An 18,728-nucleotide genomic window follows, 5' to 3' on the forward strand; every position below is an offset into this window, starting at 1 on the left:
TCAGAAAATGGGGAAATGCAGGGCGGAAGCAGAAGCCCGCCATTATGCGGCAAAGTTCGGGAGCAGCTATATGTCTGAATATTTCGCGGCGATGCTGCGGAACTGCTCCTGCATGGCCAAAAAAGCGTCCACCACTTCGGGGTCAAACTGGGTTCCGCGTCCTTCCACAATAATGCGCATGGCTGTTTCGTGCGGCATGGCGGGTTTGTAGACTCGCTTGCTGCGCAGTGCGTCATACACGTCGGCCACGCTCATAAGGCGGGCTGAAAGCGGAATGTCCTTGCCAGCAATCCCGCGCGGGTAGCCCTTGCCGTCCCAACGCTCGTGGTGGCAGTAGGCAATGTCGCTGGCGATGCGCAGAAAGGAATTTTCTCCCAGAAACTTGTCAGCCGAGGCCAGCACCGCGCGCCCGAGCGTGGTGTGTTCCTTCATGGCTTCGTATTCCTCATCGGTGAGGGGGCCGGGCTTGTGCAGCACTGTGTCTGCAATGGCGACCTTGCCCACATCGTGCAGCGGCGCTGAAAGGTAGAGCCACGAAATGGCATCGGCGTCCAGTTCGTCCCTGTACTCGGGCAGTTGCGAAATATAGACGGCCAGCGCCTTCACGTAGTTCTGCGTACGTTTGATGTGCGCGCCGGTTTCCGTATCGCGCCATTCCGCAAGGCTTGCCATGGCGTGAATGGTGGCTTCCTGCGTAAGGGCAAGCTGGCGTGTGCGGGCAAGCACCAGATCGTTCAGATGGTCGCGGTAGAGTTTGAATTTGAGCTGGTTGGCTACGCGGTTGCGCACCAGCGAAGAGCGGAAAGGCTTGGTTATGTAATCCTGCGCGCCCAGAGAAAGGCCCTTGGCTTCGTCAGTTTCTTCATTCTGCGCCGTAATGAACATAACCGGGATGTCGCGGGTCTGCGCATCGCCGCGCAGGCGTTTGCAGACTTCATACCCGTCCATGCCGGGCATGATGACGTCAAGGAGGATCAGGTCTGGCGGGGGGTGCCGCAGGGCCAGACGCAGGGCGTCCGTGCCGTTTTTGGCAAACATGATTGTGTATTTGTCGCGCAGGCATTCACTGAGAATGCGCAGATTTTCAGGCGCGTCATCCACAAGCAGGATGATGTTGCGCCTGTCTACCTGGGATGGATCGGCGGATTCTTCTGCCCAGCTCATGACTTGCCCCGTGTGAGTACGGGCAGGCGGGCGGCTAGATGTTCACCCATGCGGCGCACCATGCGGCTTTCTGCCGCTGTGAGCACATCATAGGTTTTGCCCGCCACCGGTTCAGCATCGGCATAAATGCCTCGGGCGATGACGTCGTCGTGGCGGTTTTTGAGTGTCCAGCGCGCTTCAAGCACGGCCCTGGAGTCGAAATTGCCGTCCAGCCTCTGCAAATCCACAAGCAGCACATAGTCGGCGCGAGTGTCGTCGCCCGGCGCCAGCACGTTCAGCCCCACAGCCAGCAAGGGCGGGGTCAGCACTTCCTGCACCACGCGGCGCACACCATGCCCCACGGGCTCCGCCCAGGCGTGGAATTGCGAAACCACAAGCTCTGTTTCGCCGTTCACGCGGCTGACAATGCTGTTGCGGTCAAGATAATCCGGCACGGTAACCTGCGCCACGCGCAGGTTTTTGCTGGGCAGCGTGTCGGCCTTGACCGGGTCAAGGGCGCTTTCAAGCAGATAGTAGCGCGTGGGAGTGCTGCGCGCGCAGCCGCTCAAAAGTGTGAGCAGCACCAGCGAAAGAAGAAGGATTTTGCGTTGCATCAGCGTGTTCCTTGCTTGCCCCGTAGCAGAGCTTCGGGATTACGTTCAAGCATTTCGGCCAGGGCGCGCATGGAGCGCATGGTATCGGTGCTCTCTTTGAGAAGGCGGCGCAGGTCGTTCATGGTGGGCGAATCGCGCCCCAGAATACCCTGGGCCGAAGCTGTGACCACGCGTAACTGATCCGCCGCAACCGCCATGCTCTGCATGGCTTCGCGGAAGGAAACCAGCGTGGCCGGCAGCTCTTTTTCAACAGAGGCACTGGCCGTGCTCAGGCTTTTGAGAACCTGTTCCGTATTGGTGCGCATGGAGCCTTCGTGCAGAATGCCGTGGGCTTCCTGAAAGGTGTTGGTGAATGCCGTAAGCGCCTTGCCCAGCTTGTCGTCACTGAGGCCGAGGGCAAGGTTTTGCAGCACGGCGCTGAAAGAATTTACCATCTGTTCCAGCGGCATCTGCGAGAGTGTGCTTTGCAGCGTATCAATGGGCGAAGGAATGGTGGGGATTTCCATATCCGGCGTAGCGGAGCGGAAGTTGGCCGCCGTGGAAGGATAAAAATCAAGCTCCACGCGGTATTGCCCGGTGATGAGGCTTTGGAGTTGCAGCCGCCCCCGCAGGCCGCGCTGCACCATGCGGCGTATGATTTCCTGCTGGAATGACTCGGAGGGCGCGGCAGCGCCGCTGGCGCGCACGAAGCTGCGTTCGTCAATGCGGATATAGACGGGGATGGTCACGTTTGAATCCCGCGCGTTGGCAACCAGATTTATGCGCGTGACGCTGCCCATGGGCACGCCCCTGAACACAACCGGTGCGCCCGTGGAAAGCCCGCTGACCGAGCCATCAAAGTACATCACATATTCAAGATCATTGCTGAAAAGGCGGCCACCGCCGAGCAGCATGATGCCCAGCACCAGCAGGGCCAGGCCCCCCAGCACAAAAGCGCCGACAGTTGTTTTGTATGACTGCGAGTTCATCGGGATTGTTCCTTGTGCGAAGTTGCAGCGTGCGAAGTTGCCGCCGTAGCGCTTTCGCCTGCGTCTTCATTCCGGTCGCGCATGCCGCCTCTGGTCAGAAAGAGCTTTGCGCTTTGGTCTGTATTGGGGTCTTTCACCAACTCGCTGGGATTGCCGCTGGCAGTGACCGTTCTGCTTTGCGCATCCAGAAAGATGCTGTTTCTGGCTATGGTGAAAATACTCGGCAACTCGTGAGAAACAATAACAAAAGTTGTACCAAGGCTGTCGCGTAGCTCCAGTATCAGGTCGTCCAGCAGCCGGGAGCTGACAGGGTCAAGCCCTGCGGAAGGCTCGTCCAGAAAGAGAATCTGCGGATCGAGCGCCAGCGCCCGGGCAAGCCCCGCGCGTTTGCGCATGCCGCCGCTGATCTCTGAGGGGTAATAATCCTCAAATCCGGCCAGACCCGCAAGAGCCAGTTTGAGCGAGGCCTGTTCCCTGATTTCATCATCGGTGAGGTCAGTGTACTGTTGCAGGGGCAACCCCACATTTTCCGCCAGCGTCATGGAGCTCCACAGCGCACCGCCCTGAAAGAGCACGCCCGTGTTGCGCATGATGCGGCTGCGGCTTTCTTCCGTGCCAGCCCAGAAATCTTCGCCGTTATAGCAAATCTGCCCTTGCTGCGGCTCCTTGAGGCCCATGAGCACACGCAGCAGGGTGCTTTTGCCGCAGCCTGAGCCGCCCATGACCATGAAAATGTCGCCCACGCGCACGTCAAACGACACGTTGCGCATGAGCACAAAGGAGCCGAAGGCCACCGTAAGGTCGCGCACCCTGATGCGCACGTCTTCATCCGGCACGGCAGGGGCTGGGCGGGACGGAGGAGCGCTGGTCGCGTCCGTGTTTGGCAGGATAATGGAGGGCTGGGCGGCGTCAGGCATGTTACACATCCAGCACGTTGCAGATAACGGTGATGATGGCGGTCGCCACAATAATGCCCACGATGGCCTGCACCACTGCCGTGGTGGTGGCCTGGCCTACAGCCTGGGCGCTGCGCCCGCAGCGTATGCCCTGATAGCACCCGGCCACGGCCACAATGGCCCCAAAAACCGTGCCGTACACAAGGCCGATAATCAGATGCTTGAAGGGCACCATCTGGATGGTGGCGTTGATGTATTCCATCGGGTTCAGCCGCAGCATGGTGGTGCCCACCAGAAAACCGCCGATAATGCCCATGAGGTCGGCATACAGGGTCAGCAGGGGGATCATGGCCATGAGGGCCAGCACGCGCGGCAGCACAAGAAAATCGTGGGGAGAAATACCAAGAGTTGAGAGGGCGTCCACCTCTTCGTTGACCTGCATGGTGCCGATAAGGGCGGCGTAGGCAGCGCCCACCCGGCCCGCCATGACCACGCCTACCATGATGGCCCCCATGACTCGCAACATGCCAATGCCTACAAGGCCCGCAACGTAAATCTGCGCGCCAAACTGGGTGAGCTGCACTGCGCCCACAAAGGCCAGAATCAGGCCAAACAGCAGGCTGGTGAGTGAAATGATGGGCAGGGCGGCCACGCCGCATTCGTGCATGGCGGCAAACAGATCCATGGGGCGCATCTTGGCCCTGCCAAGAAACAGCCGCCAGATGGAAAGCACAATCTCGCCAAGAAAATTCAGAAAGTCCGCGATCTTGGGCGGCAGGGCCAGCACACTTTCGCCCACGCGGGTCACAAAGTCCATATCGGTTTTGCTGCGTTCGGAGCCTGCCTTGGCAGGAACCGCAAAGGCCAGTTTGATAAGGCGCTCGAGGCCTTCGGGCAGTTCAGTATGAACCGGCAGATCACGGGCGCGCGCCGCCTTGACCATCTGCACCAGAAAAACCAGCAGGGTGCTGTCCCACTGGCCTAGGTCGGCGTTTTCAAGGCGTACTTCGCGGATGCGCTGGTCGGCTACCTGACTCAGGGCGGCCATGGCCTCCAGAGGCCAGGGTTCGTCCAGATTCCAGCGCCCACCAACGCTCACGCGCAGCAGCGGCCCTTGAACAGATACGGTCACTTGCGGACTTGTTTCCATCACTATACTATACGCGTAGCACAACATCTTCGCAAGCATCCTGGCCTGCGAACCGTTTTGAAACCTTTTTGAAACCCCAAACCACCGGGCTGTCATGTCGCTGAAACAACGCCTCAATCTTTCTGCCGAACCTGTCTTTCTTATGGACGGCTCTGCCTTTATATATCGCGGTTTTTTTGCCAACAAGAACATGCAGCGCTCCGACGGTTTTCCCACCAACGCGCTGGTGGTGGTAACGCGCGTGCTGCTGCGCATTCTGCGCGATGAACGGCCCGCCCATTTTCTCTTCGTCAAGGACGGCAAGGGCAAGAACTTCCGTCACGATCTGTACCCGTTGTACAAGGCCAACCGTGACGCCACACCCGAAGATCTGGTGCGGCAGATGGACCCCATTGTGCGTATGGTCAAGGCCCTTGGCATTCCTGTTGAAATTTCCGACGGCTGCGAGGCTGACGATTGCATAGCCTCGCTGGCGGCGCGTTTTTCCGTCCAGCGGCCCGTGGTTATCGTGAGCGGAGATAAAGACCTCAAGCAGTGCCTCGGCCCCAACGTGTACATGTGGGACCCTGCATTCAAGGAAGAAAAACTGCTCTCTGCCGCAGAATTTACGGCGGAAAGCGGCCTCAGACCCGACCAGTGGGCTGATGTGCAGGCCCTTGTGGGCGACACGAGCGATAATATCCCCGGCGTGCCGGGCATTGGCCCCAAGACAGCGCAGAAAATTTTTGAAATATGTCCAACGCTTGAAGACATCCGCGACCATTTCGCCCTGCTTGGGCCCAAGATTCAGGACAAGCTGCGCGACCACCTTGAAAACATGTTTTTGTGGCGGCAGCTCACTTCTCTTTCGCTGGATGTGTGCACGGGGTTGACCCTTGACGACATGACCGTCAACCCGCTGGATGAAGCCCAGTGCGCCAGCATGGCGGACGAATTTGAACTGCACGCCCTGCGCCGCGACATGGCAACGCTGGCCCGTTTGCAGCGCAGCGCCCCCCCAGGTTCGGCAGCGGCTCCGGCCGAGTCTGCATCGAATGCTGGCTCAAATACTGGTGCGGATGTCGCCGCGTCTCGCTCCGCTGCCCAGGGTTCGCTGATGGCTCCTGCCGAAAAGTCTCCTTCAAAAACCCGGCCCGCAGCCGGGGCAGGCCCACAGATGAGCCTGCTGGATGTGGCCGACGAACCCGAAGCTCCGCTCCTGAGCGAAGCAGGGCAGTTGCCCCTCTGCGCAGGGCTTGAGGCCGCAATAATCTGGCCCGGCGGGCCGGGTAAACCGCCCCATGTGGCGGTGGCTGGCGGCGATGATTTTCGCTGGGGCGGCACTGTGGATGATCTTTGCACGTGGCTTGCCGGGGCGCAAAGGCTGGTGACGTCTGACCTCAAGGCCCAGCTGATAGCCGCCGCCTGCTGGCGCAAGCTGCCGTCCGAGGCCAATCCGCCGTTTTTCTTTGATCTTGGCCTTGCCGCCTACCTCATTAACCCTGAGGAAAGCGATTACGGCTGGCCCCGTCTGGCTGTGCGCTGGGGCATACCCCTGCACGAAGGGCAGGGCGGCAACGGCCCCGCCTGCATGGCTTTGCGCATGGCCGCTTCCATGGAGCAGCGGCTGGAGGCTGACGGCCTGCTCGACCTGTACCGCACGCTCGAACTGCCGCTCACGCCTGTGTTGGCCCAGATGGAGGCGCGCGGCGTCGCCATTGACGCAGCGGCCTTTCAGTCCTTTCTTTCAGACGTGCAGGGCGAGATCGACAGGCTCACGCAGGAGGTTTTTGCCGCAGCGGGAACCACGTTCAACATCCGCTCGGCCCAGCAGCTTGGTGAGGTCTTGTTCAACATGCTCAAGCTGCCCTCGCCGCGCAAAACCCGTGGCGGGCAGGCATCCACCAATCAGGAAACACTGGAAAAACTGGCCGGGCAACATCCTGTGGTAGAGAGCATTCTTCAGTTCCGCAAACTGGAAAAAATGCGCTCCACCTATCTGGATCCCCTGCCGCGTCTTGTGGACCCGCGCGGGCGCATCCACACGACCTTTAACCAGAAGGCCACGGCCACGGGGCGGCTTTCGTCCAGCAATCCCAATCTTCAGAACATCCCCGTGCGCGGGCCGCTGGGCAAGCGCATGCGCTCGTGCTTTATCGCCGGGCCGGATCATGCCCTTGTCTCCGCCGACTATTCGCAGGTTGAACTGCGCGTGCTGGCCCACATGTCGCAGGATACGGCCCTGCTTGAAGCCTTCCGCAACGGAGAGGACATCCATGCCCGCACGGCCGCGCTGGTGTACGACCTGCCGTCCAGCGAGGTCAGCCCCGACCAGCGGCGCAATGCCAAGACCATCAACTTTGGTCTTATCTACGGCATGGGCGCGCAAAAACTGGCTCAGGAACTGAAAATCACGACCAACGAGGCCAAGGAATTCATTGCGCGCTATTTTGAGCGGCTTACAGGCCTTAAGCAGTTTTATGAAGAGGTGGAGGCTGTTGCCAAGCGGCAAGGCTATGTGACCACCCTTGGCGGGCGGCGGCGCTTGCTGCCCGATATCCATTCCGCCAACGGGCAGAACTACGCGCTGGCGCGGCGACAGGCTATCAATACCGTGATTCAGGGGTCAGCGGCGGATATCATCAAGCTCGCCATGCTGGCTGTGGCCCATGATGCGGAGTTGAAGCGGCTGGATGCCCGGTTGCTTTTGCAGGTACATGACGAACTTTTGCTGGAAGTGCCCACGGAGGCTGCGGCTGCCGCGGGTGAGCGGGTGGCGGCGCTTATGGGCGGGGTTGCGCCGGGCGGCGTGGCTTTGTCTGTACCTTTGGTTGTTGACTGGGGGCAGGGGCGTGATTGGGGTTCCGCCCACTAGGGCGCAAGCGTCTTTTGTTCTCAGGCTGCGTCAGACTGCGGCGGCTTTTTCGGTCGAGTGCCAAAGAGCACACTCCCTCAAAGCCGCCTTGTCTTCCTTGCCTGAGAACAAAATCCATCTTGCGCCGGGAATGAACCCCGCCATGCTGGGTTGCTTTTGGGTTGATTTGCGGTTTGGGGTGAGCCTGTCAGGCTGATTTACGCAAACCCGACTTTTTTGCCCTGACTGCGTTAAAATCCTGCTTTTAATGCTCACGTACTTGAGTACGCTGCGCTTAAAAACAGGATTTTTCCTTGTCAGGCCAGAAAAATGCGTATTTTGCAAATTCGCCCAACACCAACCATCGCCTTCGCATCCGCTTCGGCGAGTTTAAGGAAGGCAACTTCTCGACCAGCTCCTGATGGCGAATGACGGGGAAAAGGCAATGAAGGCAAAAAACAAGAAAGGCAATGGGAAGGAGAGCGGCGGATAGGTTGTAACGCGGGCTGAGGCTGTGAGGCCGATATGCGAAGTGTCAGTTCCCGATTTGGTGGTAGCTTGATGAGGCAGGGACGGCACGAATTTTTTTTCGCTGCTTCTGAAAGAATGCAAGTATACGTTTTGCGTCAGAAATCAGTCCAGAGAATTGCTTGCAACTATATAATTTATCACTGGTATTCGGCTGAAACGAAATATACTCGAAGAGAAAGCGCACTCTGGCATTTACGCGGCGCGGAGGGAGATCGCCTGAGCGAGCAAAGCGAGGGAAGGAAGCTCCCGCAGCGATAGCCGCGTTGCCCTCGTTGCCCCGCGCCGGGGAGGCGCATAACCTTCGCCGGGAGGCGAAACCAAGTGCCCGAAGGGCAGAAAACTCAAAAAATTAAGTCAGCCATTCAGCTGGGGACGAAACCAAATGTCCGAAGGGCGAAAAAATTACTAAGCGCGATTATCCCGCACCGCACAGCGATGAAAAACAACACTCCCACCCTTAAGATACGCTTCCAGCCCGCCGGGCAACTGAAACCGCGTATTCCCTCGCCCCTTGGCAAGAGCATCATCCAGAGCCAACAAAGTGCGCGCCCGGGCCTGACCGTGAATCTGTCCCGTACTGTCAGAATCCTCAACACCACTCCCTGCCGCAGGGCGGCACAAAAAACGCACAGCCCGCACATACAGGCGTAATCGGGCAGCAGGGTGCAGCCCTGCCAGCAACTTCGCGGGCAAGGTCAGGCTGGGGCCTTCGGCAACATCTTTCATCCCAGAAATTTTCGTTGCAAGCCCCCTCACAATCCACGGATGTTCTGCCAGAGCCGCGTCCAGCGCCGTATTCCAGTAATCCTCATCCATGCGCGCCATTTGCCACAGGTCATGCAGGGTGCGGTCAAGGGAGGGATTTTCTTCGCGCAGCAGGGGCAGCACATCCAGCCGCAGCCTGTTGCGCTTGTATTGGCGGCTCTGGTTGCTGGCATCCTCGCGCCAGTCAATGCCGCATTCGACCAACAATGCTTTCAGAGCTTGCGCGTCCGTTGCCAGTAGAGGGCGCAGCAGATGGCGCTCGTCATCGCGGGCGGCCATGCCGCCAAGGGCGGGCCAGCCTGTGCCGCGCGTGAGGCGCAGCAGCACGTCCTCGCTCACATCGCCAGCGTGGTGCCCGAGGGCGATAAAGTCGGCCCCAACGGCGCTGCGTTCCTGCTCAAGCAGGGCATAGCGCAACTGGCGGGCGGCATCTTCAATGCCAATGCCGCTGTTATCGGCGAGACCTCGCACATCGGCTTGTCGCACGATGCAGGGGATGTTCAGGATGTTGCATAACTGGAGTGTGAATATAGCGTCTTGCGCAGATTCGTCCCGCAAGCCGTGGTCAACGCTCAGGGCGTGGAGGTTCAGCCCCAGCCTTGGGGCCAGCAGGCGCAGCACGAGGGCGAGCGCTGTGGAGTCGGCCCCGCCGGAAAGGGCAAGCAGCAGCCGCGAACCTCGTGCAAGCCCAAGCCGCGTCAGGCAAAAGCGCTCCACCTCAAGGCAAAGACGGGCCGCAGCGGGCGGGATGTTTTGCAGCGTAGGCGCGTATTTGATCATGGCATGCCTGCGGCAAGGATATATGGGCAGAAGATCGGCCCGGAGAGATTTGCGTCTGTAAGGCTGGGAATGACCAGTGGGGGAAGGGCTTTTGGGGGCAGTGAGCGCCGTCCCCAAAGCCATATCGAAAAGCAGCGCCTAGGCCGGATTGATGCCCAGTTCCACCAGCAGGTTCTCAAGCCATACGATCATGCGGTCGCGCAATTCGGGCGAGGCATAGTGCACGCACTCGCAGCGCATACGGCCACGCGCTCGCACCAGCAGTTCAAGGCGGACAAAATTTTCTTCAATTTCCAGCCCCATAACGTGGGGGCCGCAGCTTTCCTCATGCTCCTGCTGCACTGGCGAAAGCATGTCGGCGGGAACGGGCAGCCAGAAGAGGCCGTCCATGCCCGAGGTAAGCTCCATCTGGGTGAGGGTGGCACTCAGCTTTGCGGTATCTTCTTCCGTAATGTCATCAATTCCGTACCAGCGCATCAATGTTCCTCCGAATAGGGGCAGCCAGTTTTATCCAGATTGAAAATACGGCGTGCAATGCTGATGCGCGGGCCGTTTCCCTCCTGGGACATGCTGCCGCGCTTGAGAAACATGATGGGGTCGTGGTTGAGCTTGCGTACCAGCGCACCCACCAGAGCCTCAAGGGCATCGCGGGTTTCATCGTTCACCGGGCCGAGCCTTTTGAGGGTTTTGGCCAGTTCTTCCTGCCCCATGCGCTCGCCGCGCTGGATGAGGTCAACGATGGTGGGCTGCACATCGAGGCTTGAAAGCCAGCGCGAGAACAGCAGTACTTCCTCGTTGACGATATCCGCGGCCTTGGCGGCCTCATCACGGCGGGTGGCGAGGTTTTCTTCCACCACTTCCTTGAGGTCGTCAATGTCGTACAGATACACGTTGTCGAGACCGTTGACGTCCGGGTCGATGTCGCGCGGTACGGCAATGTCGATAAAGAACATGGGCCTGTTTTTGCGGGCCTTGAGCACGGCGCGTATGTCGCGCGCGCGGATGATGGGTTCCTGCGAACCGGTGGAGGTGATAATGATGTCCACCTCTGTCAGGTGCTCTGCCATGTCCTCAAAGGGGATGGCCCGTCCCTTGAACTGCTTTGCCAGCTCCTGCCCGCGCTCAAGGGTGCGGTTGGCAACCAGAATTTCATCAATGCCCGACTGCAAAAGGTGCATGGCGGCAAGTTCGGCCATTTCGCCCGCGCCCACCAGCATGGCCTTGTGGGTCTTCATGTCGCCAAAAATGCGTTTGGCAAGCTCCACGGCGGCATAGCTGATGGAAACCGCGCTGGAGGCCACCGCAGTTTCTGTGCGTACCCTTTTGGCTACGGAAAAAGCCTTGTGTACCAGTCTGTTAAGTATAACGCCCGTGGCGTGGCATTTGACCGCCTTGCGGTAGGCGGTTTTGAGCTGGCCCAGAATCTGCGGTTCGCCCAGCACCATGGAATCAAGGCTGGACGCCACAGAAAACAGATGGCGCACCGCTTCCAGATTTTTGTGCACGTAGACGTAGGGCTTGAGTTCCTCGGGCTTTGCGCCGCGCGCAACGGCCCAGTTTTCAAGCACCTGTCCGGCCACGTCGCCGTTGCCGGCGGCCAGCAGCTCCACGCGGTTACAGGTGGAAAGGATTACGCTTTCGCTCACCGCGCCAACACACGGCACGGCCCAATGCTCTTCATCGCAGTGGTTGACCAGGGCAAAGCGCTCGCGCACGTCCACGCTGGCAGTGCGATGATTCAGGCCGACAAGAAAGATATCACAGTCCATGATGATAGCCCGGTCAGCGCCGGATGAATGCGTGGTGTGTTTCCATGAAGGTATTCACCACAATGATTGAAAAGAGGCAGAGAATAAATACAAAAACAGCCAGTTGCGCAGGCTTGCGGCCCTTCCAGCCCTTGGTGAGGCGGTTGTGGAAAAGCACGGAGTAGAACAGCCAGATCACAATGCTGATAACTTCCTTGGGGTCGCCCGTCACCGTGCCGCCAAATACCGGCTTGGCCCAGATAAGCCCGGAAACGATGCCCAGAGTATACATGGGGAAGCCGATCATGGTCGTGATGGCGTTGATTTTATCGAGCATGGAGAGGGCGGGCATGTCGAGCCAAAAACCCTTCATGGTCAGTTTGCTCTTGATGCGCCCCTCCATGAACAGAAAGAGTGCTCCGGCGGCAAAGGCCAGCGCCAGCAGGGCAAGGCTCAAAAAGAGCGTGCCGATATGCAGGGCGTAAAATGAGGTGTTGAGCGAGGGCGGAACCTGCACCACTGACGCCAGATACGGGGCCGACATGGCAAAGAGCATAAGCCCAAGCGGCGTGGCGAATACCAGCGGAATCTCCTGCCGCAGCTTGGCCCAGGCGGCAATGCCGCAGAGCACCACAAACCAGGCCATGAGCTGAAAGTACGCGCCAGCGCTCAGGCCGCCGGGCAGGACCTTGTGAAAGCCCAGAAAGAGCATGAGCGTCTGACAGGCAAAGCCCGCCAGCGCCACGCTACAGCCTATCTTGCGCCACAGGGCGCTGCGCGCGGCAATGCCCGCAAGCCCTGCAACACTGGCAGAGCCATAGAGCAGCAGGGTTACGGCGGTGGAAAATTCAGGGGAGATCATGGAGCAACTCCGCTATATTGGCGTGCAGTGCGGGCGGAAGCGCCGCCTGCAAATAACGCGTACAGTTTTCATGGTCGTGTTCTTCCAGCCACTGTTGCAGAGGTGATTCTGCCAGCTTGCGGAACAATCTGGTATTCTGCCCTGTATCGTGCCCCAAGGCAAGAACCAGTGGCCGCAGCCGACCCATCAGGGTTGCCATGCGCGAACGCGGTTCAAGCCAGCGCTCAAGTTCGCCCTTCCAGCGGCGGGCCAGCGCGGGGCTTGCCCCGCCAGTGGAAAGCGCCGCCGCGAGCGGGGCGCTGCGGGCCACCGCTGGTACCTGAAAACAGCCTTCATCCGGATTGCTTACGCTGTTGCACAAAATACCCGCAGCAGCGCACAGGGCGGCAATGCGGCTGTTTTCTGCAGCGCTGCCCGTGGCGACAAATACCAGCCCGCAGCCATTGAGGTCGGCAGCCTCGCAGGCGCGGCGTTCAAAGCGTACCCTTGGGTCGCGCAGCAGTTCCGCCGCTTCCGGCGCTGATTCCGGCGCAGGCCCGGCAAGGTCGAGCACCAGCACGGATGCCGGATTGCAGGCCAGCAGGCCGGAAAGTTTGCGTTGTCCCACCTGACCAAGGCCCACCACCAGACAACGGATGCCTGAAAGCGAGATAAATATGGGGTAGAGCGGGGCGGGGGGCTGTTGTGCGCGCATGTGTGATCCAGATGGTGAAAGAAGCTTGAAGGTGAGCATACAGCAGCGCGAAATATTTTGCAAAGGGCCAGCGCTCCACCGTATTTGCGCAGCTCCGATTGTTGTGCAGCGCAGCTGCGCCGCACATTGCTTGCCTAGGTGGCCCGATTGCCTTAGATTGTGGGCAATTGGCAGTTTTACGCATGCTTGCGGCTATTGACTGACTACTGCCATCAACAACCATACGGAACGACATGCCCAAATTTTTGGTCATACAGGCGGCACGCTTTGGCGATCTGGTGCAGACCAAGCGCCTGTTGTTGAGCCTGGCCTTGCGCGGCGAGGTTCATCTTGCCGTGGATGTCAGCCTGGTTCCGCTGGCCAGGGTGCTCTATCCCTTTGCCGAGCTGCACGCCCTGTCGGTGCACGGCAGGCCCGAGGCAGAAGCGCTGGCGCGCAACACCGCTTTGCTGGTCCGTTGGCAGGGCTTGCCCTTTGAAGCCGTGTACAACTGCAATTTTTCCGGCACTACTGCGGCCCTGTGCCGAGTTTTTGAGGTGGAACAGGTTCAGGGGTACCGGCCAGAGGCCGGGGGCATTTCGCGCTCGCCCTGGGCGCGTCTTGGCTTCCGCCTCAGTGAGCGGCGCGCGCTGGCAACGATGAATCTTGTGGATTTTTGGGCGCATTTTGCACCAGAGCCGGTTGAGCCCCGCAGGGTCAACCCTGCGGCGACCCCCGGCGGGCGAGGGCTCGGCGTGGTGCTGGCAGGGCGCGAATCGCGCCGCTCGTTGCCCGTGCCCGTGCTGGCCGAGGTGGTGCGCACAGCCTTTGGGGCATTGGGCGGCCCGCGCATTCTGTTGCTGGGTTCAAGGACGGAGCAGCCCGCTGCCCGTCAGCTCATGCGGCATTTGCCCGGCAAGATGCTCGACAGGGTTGAAGATTGCAGCGGCAAAACAGACTGGCCCGCCCTTGTGGACGCCGTAGACGAGCTGGATGCGCTGATCACGCCCGATACGGGCATCATGCACCTTGGCGCGCACCTTGGCGTGCCTGTGCTTGGTTTTTTTCTCTCTTCAGCCTGGCTGCACGAAACCGGGCCATACGGCGAGGGCCATCATGTGTGGCAGACGGCGCGCTCCTGCGGGCCGTGTCTTGAAACCGCCCCTTGTCCCTACGATGTAGCCTGTGGTCAGCCCCTGGCGCAGGTGGAGCTTTTGCGCTCCATTGCCGCAGTACTTGCCCGTCTAAAATCGGGCGCGCCCTTTGCCGCCGCACAGGCGGAATCATGGCCGCCCCTGCCAGCGGATTTGCAGTTGTGGCGCACGGGCATGGACTCCTTGGGCACGCTGCCGCACCTGCTCGCGGGAAGTGACCCGCATGCGCAGGAGCGCAGGCGCGTGCGCGATTTTCTGGCTGCGCGCCTGCATCTGCCCATGCCGGACGAAAGCGCCGCTCTTGCCCCGCAAGCTCCGAATCTTGACGAATGGCTTTATAACGATGCGGACTGGATGTTGCCGCCAGGGAGATACTGCTGATGCCCGCCGCTCCTCTGCGAATTCTTGTGGTGCTGCCCATGTACGGCGGCTCGCTGCCCATCGGCCGCTACTGCGCCAGCGCCCTCAGCGGGCTGGGGCACAGCGTGCGCGTGTTTGAGGCTCCCTTGCTGCATCCGGCCTTTACCGGGCTGCGCGGCCTTGGGTTGGCCCCGACGCAGACTGCCCAACTGGAAAATTCTTTTTTGCAGGTGGTTTCTCAGGCCGTGTGGGCGCAGGTTCAGGCGCAGGAGCCGCATCTGGTGCTGGCCCTGGCGCAGGCTCCCATAGGGCGCAGCCTGTTGCAGCGTTTGCGCAGGTCGGGCGTGCGTACAGCCATGTGGTTTGTGGAAGATCACGAGGTTTTTGATTACTGGAAGGCCTACGCACCACTGTACGATGTTTTTGCCGTTATCCAGAAAGAGCCTTTTTTATCCATGCTCTCGGGCATCGGGCAGGGCAATGCCCTGTATCTGCCGCTGGCGGCCCAGCCGGATTTCCACAAGCCACTGGAGCTGACCGAGCAGGAAAAGCGCGAATATGGGGCCGATATCGGCTTTCTTGGCGCGGGTTACCCCAACCGTCGGCTGGCTTTTCGTCAGCTTGTGGGGCGTGATTTTAAAATCTGGGGGTCGGACTGGGACGGCGAGAGCCTGCTTGCGCCCCACGTGCAGCGCGGCGGCGCGCGCATTGATGCGGATGAGAGCGTCAAAATCTACAATGCCACGCGCGTCAACCTGAATCTGCACTCGAGCCTTGGCACTGCGGAGCTTGTGAGCAAGGGTGATTTTGTCAATCCGCGCACTTTTGAACTGGCGTGCATGGGGGCCTTTCAGCTTGTGGACAGGCGGGCGCTCATGCCCGAGCTGTTTGCGCAGGATGAACTGGCAACCTTTGGCACGCTGGAAGAATTTTACGCGGGCATTGAGTATTTTCTGGCCCATCCGGACGAACGTCATGCCTTTGCCGCCTGCGCACGGGAGCGGGTGTTGCGCGATCATACGTATGAGCAACGCATGGCCGCGCTGCTCGACTTTGTGGAGCAGCGCCTCGGCCCCTGGCCGGTGGAGCTGGGTTCTTCCGGCGGCATGCCGTCCGATGTTGAGGCCGTGCTTTCGCCCGAGATTCGCAGGGACATGGCGGCGATGTTGCAGGGGCTTGGCCTTGGCCCCAATGCCGGATTTGACGATGTCATCAATGCCTTGCGCGCCCGTAGCGGCGTGTTGACAGAAACCGAGGCTGCCCTGCTGTTTCTCGATGAATGGCGCAGGCAGTACGGCAAAAAATAACTTTTCAATATCGTTGCATAATTCCTTGTGCGCCATGCCCGGTTTTGCCAGCAGCGCGCAGATACGAAAAACCCCGCCGTGGAGGCGGGGTTTTTACGTCATATCCATGCGGCAATTAGCCGCTATTGCACAATATCGGTCATGGATGGGGGCAGGGTGATTTCCGTCATGTTGAGGTAGAAGGGCAGCATGATGGCAACTGCCAGCACCAGCGCGGCCAGCAGGGTGATCTTGTGGCGCATGGGGGTGGCGCTGCGGGCCACGAATGTCCAGAGCAGGGCCGGAACAAGCCAGAGCAGCAGCTCTGCGCTTTCCATAATGGCGTCAGTGGCGGTAAACGTGTCGTTTTGCCAGGCGTTCTGCACGTCAAACACCGAGGATGCCAGCAAAATAACCCAGAAAACAGCCCAGGCGTTGCGCGCCCATGTGGCGCACCAGGGGAGCATGGTATTGTAGTGGTCGCGGCCAAAGTCGTCATATTTGCGGCGCAGCACAAGCCAGAAAGCGCCCATGCCGCCAGCCACGGCCAGCATCAGGGGCAGCGACCAGAAAAGGGCGCACCAGAAGGGGGTTCCAAAACCGGGAACATAAATGTGCCCAAGGGTCAGCAAGTCCGCATCGGGGCGGGCCAGTGCCGTGAGCAGGCGAGCCGCAGCCAGGGACGCCACGGTGGCGATGATGCCCTGAATGCCGCTGACCACGCCCATGCCCACATGCAGCATGGGCAGCTTGAGCAAGAATTTCCACAAGGCAAAATACATGCTGTTGATAAGCACGGCCAGACCGAGCATGATCCAGCTCATTTCAACCATGAAGTCGGAGATGGAGTCGGGCGTATAGGAGCTTTGCGTAAAGAAGAGCCAGACCCTGCCGCAGATGAGCAGCGCCCAGCCAAGCAGCAATGAGAGCAAGGCCAGCTGGCGCGCGCATTTTTCATAGGAGGCGCGCTTGCGCGTAACCGCCAGCGCCCGTGCGGTGGCAGACATGAAACCCAGGCCCGCAAAGGCCAGCAGGGCCGCGAGCGGTAGGGCTATGCTCAGGGCGTCAAGGCCCATGCGCGCCATGGGAAAGGACTGTCCAAGATGCCGCAACGCGTCCATCCAAGTTGTCAGGGCCGCTGCCATTTCCTGGAAAAAATTCATCTGGCTTCGCCTCCGGTCTGGCTTGATGCCGGATAGGAACTGTTCATGCGGATTATTGCCGCCTTTTGCCTGCCGTGTTTCGGGTGAGCCACCTGTGCACGTGCGAATGAAGGCAAAATCCCGTTTGCAGCCGGGCGCAGGGCACACCAAAAGCTGCGGAACAGACTTTTTGATGCTGCGATGCTCCGGTTGTCCGTATCTGTTATGTAGTACGAGCGTGAGCAAGCCTGTTCTTGCCTGAAAAACGCTGCCGCTGCAAGAGTTCTTGAAATATGGCCGGGGTTGAGGCACAAGAAAGGTTGGCAGGTTGATGGGCTTGTGCGTTTGCAGTTCTGGCGGCTTTAGCAGCCGGGCAAGCGACAAGACCGGGCCGAAATTTTTTTGATGGGCGTCTGTTGCGGGCTTTTGATGCATTGAGCGATATTTCAACGCAAGAATGCTCTTGTGCTGGAGACCGGGATGAAAACACTGATTGTTGTGCCGTTGGCCTGCGTTGCGCTGGTTGCTGGCTGCGCTTCTTCTGACAAAATGCGTCAGGTGGAATCGACCAGCGAAACCAACCAGAAGCTGCTGCGCGAGACCGACCAGCGATTGCGTACGCTGGAGCAAAGCGTAAACACGCTTGATAGCCAGGTTGCCCAGCTCAATAACAGGGTTTACGAAGTGCGCACCCGTGGCGGACAAAAAACCGGCATGACCGTGGTGCCCATTATTCCGCCGCAGCCCCACAAAAGCGCTGTGGTTGCGCCTGCCCAGCCGGAAAGCGCCCAGCTTTCCGCACATGGCCCGGTTGCGGCAAGCTCTGAGCGCCCCCAAAGCCAGCCCGCAACCAACGCCGCATCGGCAAATTCCGCAACGCCCAACGCCCGTGCTATTGATCCCGCCGCCACAATCAGGCCCATTCCCGCTGCCGCCCCGCGTGAGACCGCCAGGGCCGAAGCCGAGGCCATGCCCAAAACTCCTGCGGCAAAGACCGCTGCACAGCAAAGCCCCGCAGAAAAGCCGCAAGCTGCCGCCAAGGGCGCGGCGGGGTCTGCGGCTGGCGGATCCGCTGCATCTTTTGCTCTGCCGCCCGAGTCGGCTTTGCCCCCTGCGGCTTCTGCCGCAAGCGGAAAGGGGGCGGTTCAGCCCATGCTGCCTCCCGTTGCCGCAGCCGGGGGCAATCCTGATGTTCCCGTGCCTTCTGTGCCGGTCTCTGATCTTGCTCTGCCGCCCGAGCACCCGGGGCTGGGCCTGCCGCCCCTGCCTGGGGATGCCGCCGCCAAAAACGGCGCAAAGGGCAAAGCTGCCAAAGCCGCTGCCTCACCTGCTCCTGCTTCGGCCCCTGCTTCTGCGGCAAGCGCTGCCGCCACGCCTGCTGTTTCGGCGCAAACCCAGCCCGCAGCCTTGCCCAAGAGCGGCAAGGGCGAGGAGGCCGCATACAAGGCAGCCCTGCAGCCTGCCATGTCTGGCCGGGCCGCAGACAGCATTGGACGTTTTCAGACATTTTTGCAGGAATATCCGCAGGGCCGTTTTGCCGCCAATGCGGAATACTGGATTGGCGAGGGATACTACGCCCAGGGAAAGTACAAGGATGCGCTGGCGCAGTTTGAAAAGGTCAACAGTCAGTGGCCGCGCCATCATAAGAATGCTGATGCCCTGCTGAAAACCGGCATGACCCTGAGCCGTATGGGCGACAAGGAAGGCGCCGCGCAGGCGTACAAAAAGCTGCTGTCGCAGTTTCCCAACTCAGAAGCGGCGGGGCTTGCCCGGTCGCGTGGTCTGGCCCGGTAAAATGGGCTGCACAGCGGCGCTGGGCCATA

15 protein-coding genes are annotated in these 18,728 nt (G+C 60.2%); 4 read left to right on the plus strand and 11 right to left on the minus strand.

The window, feature by feature from the left end:
- Nucleotides 1–66 precede the first annotated feature (66 nt).
- From G449_RS0106860 to G449_RS0106880, 5 genes are read right to left on the minus strand one after another with little or no spacing between them, the layout of a single operon-like run.
- Complete coding sequence (locus G449_RS0106860) at nucleotides 67–1,164, minus strand: HD-GYP domain-containing protein (RefSeq protein ID WP_022658572.1); 1,098 nt, start codon at nucleotides 1,162–1,164, stop codon at nucleotides 67–69.
- On the minus strand, nucleotides 1,161–1,757 hold the full coding sequence (locus G449_RS0106865; protein ID WP_022658573.1) for a PqiC family protein: 597 nt from the start codon (nucleotides 1,755–1,757) through the stop codon (nucleotides 1,161–1,163). The genes G449_RS0106860 and G449_RS0106865 overlap by 4 nt, the downstream gene beginning before the upstream one ends.
- A complete protein-coding gene (locus tag G449_RS0106870) occupies nucleotides 1,757–2,725 on the minus strand; it encodes an MlaD family protein (protein ID WP_022658574.1) in 969 nt (322 codons plus the stop codon). Before G449_RS0106870 ends, G449_RS0106865 begins: the two co-directional genes overlap by 1 nt.
- Entirely contained in the window at nucleotides 2,722–3,642 is a 921-nt protein-coding gene (locus G449_RS16335; RefSeq protein WP_022658575.1) for an ABC transporter ATP-binding protein, read from the minus strand. The genes G449_RS0106870 and G449_RS16335 overlap by 4 nt, the downstream gene beginning before the upstream one ends.
- Before the next feature lies 1 nt (nucleotide 3,643).
- Nucleotides 3,644–4,771: an MlaE family ABC transporter permease gene (locus G449_RS0106880; RefSeq protein ID WP_027180778.1), complete on the minus strand. Its 1,128-nt coding sequence runs from the start codon at nucleotides 4,769–4,771 to the stop codon at nucleotides 3,644–3,646.
- Nucleotides 4,772–4,865: 94 nt separating this feature from the next.
- On the opposite strand from G449_RS0106880, the gene polA reads away from it, so the two are divergent.
- Nucleotides 4,866–7,625, plus strand: a complete 2,760-nt coding sequence (polA, locus tag G449_RS0106885; protein WP_022658577.1) for a DNA polymerase I — start codon at nucleotides 4,866–4,868, stop codon at nucleotides 7,623–7,625.
- Between the two features lie 915 nt (nucleotides 7,626–8,540).
- Here the strand turns inward: polA and tilS are convergent.
- From tilS to G449_RS0106915, 5 genes are all read right to left on the minus strand, one after another.
- Nucleotides 8,541–9,680 (minus strand): tRNA lysidine(34) synthetase TilS, encoded by a 1,140-nt coding sequence (tilS, locus tag G449_RS0106895; RefSeq protein WP_022658579.1) that lies wholly within the window; start codon nucleotides 9,678–9,680, stop codon nucleotides 8,541–8,543.
- 138 nt (nucleotides 9,681–9,818) lie between these two features.
- Entirely contained in the window at nucleotides 9,819–10,157 is a 339-nt protein-coding gene (locus G449_RS0106900) for a hypothetical protein (protein ID WP_022658580.1), read from the minus strand.
- Nucleotides 10,157–11,449, minus strand: a complete 1,293-nt coding sequence (gene hemA / locus G449_RS0106905; RefSeq protein ID WP_022658581.1) for a glutamyl-tRNA reductase — start codon at nucleotides 11,447–11,449, stop codon at nucleotides 10,157–10,159. Before hemA ends, G449_RS0106900 begins: the two co-directional genes overlap by 1 nt.
- Before the next feature lie 13 nt (nucleotides 11,450–11,462).
- A complete protein-coding gene (ccsA, locus tag G449_RS0106910) occupies nucleotides 11,463–12,290 on the minus strand; it encodes a cytochrome c biogenesis protein CcsA (RefSeq protein ID WP_022658582.1) in 828 nt (275 codons plus the stop codon).
- Nucleotides 12,277–12,984 (minus strand): precorrin-2 dehydrogenase/sirohydrochlorin ferrochelatase family protein, encoded by a 708-nt coding sequence (locus G449_RS0106915; RefSeq protein ID WP_022658583.1) that lies wholly within the window; start codon nucleotides 12,982–12,984, stop codon nucleotides 12,277–12,279. The genes ccsA and G449_RS0106915 overlap by 14 nt, the downstream gene beginning before the upstream one ends.
- A 233-nt stretch (nucleotides 12,985–13,217) precedes the next feature.
- Between G449_RS0106915 and G449_RS0106920 the strand changes: the two genes are divergently transcribed.
- A complete protein-coding gene (locus G449_RS0106920) occupies nucleotides 13,218–14,498 on the plus strand; it encodes a glycosyltransferase family 9 protein (RefSeq protein ID WP_022658584.1) in 1,281 nt (426 codons plus the stop codon).
- Nucleotides 14,498–15,784, plus strand: coding sequence for a CgeB family protein (locus tag G449_RS0106925; RefSeq protein WP_022658585.1), 1,287 nt, complete (start codon nucleotides 14,498–14,500; stop codon nucleotides 15,782–15,784). Before G449_RS0106920 ends, G449_RS0106925 begins: the two co-directional genes overlap by 1 nt.
- Before the next feature lie 122 nt (nucleotides 15,785–15,906).
- Here G449_RS0106925 and G449_RS16340 read toward each other — a convergent pair whose 3' ends face one another.
- The gene (locus G449_RS16340) at nucleotides 15,907–16,926 is read right to left on the minus strand and encodes a hypothetical protein (RefSeq protein ID WP_225529783.1); all 1,020 of its coding nucleotides are present in this window, start codon (nucleotides 16,924–16,926) and stop codon (nucleotides 15,907–15,909) included.
- A gap of 459 nt (nucleotides 16,927–17,385) precedes the next feature.
- On the opposite strand from G449_RS16340, the gene ybgF reads away from it, so the two are divergent.
- On the plus strand, nucleotides 17,386–18,699 hold the full coding sequence (gene ybgF, locus G449_RS0106935; protein ID WP_022658587.1) for a tol-pal system protein YbgF: 1,314 nt from the start codon (nucleotides 17,386–17,388) through the stop codon (nucleotides 18,697–18,699).
- The last annotated feature ends 29 nt before the right edge of the window (nucleotides 18,700–18,728 follow it).

This window comes from Desulfovibrio desulfuricans DSM 642 (assembly GCF_000420465.1).
Lineage (GTDB): Bacteria > Desulfobacterota > Desulfovibrionia > Desulfovibrionales > Desulfovibrionaceae > Desulfovibrio > Desulfovibrio desulfuricans.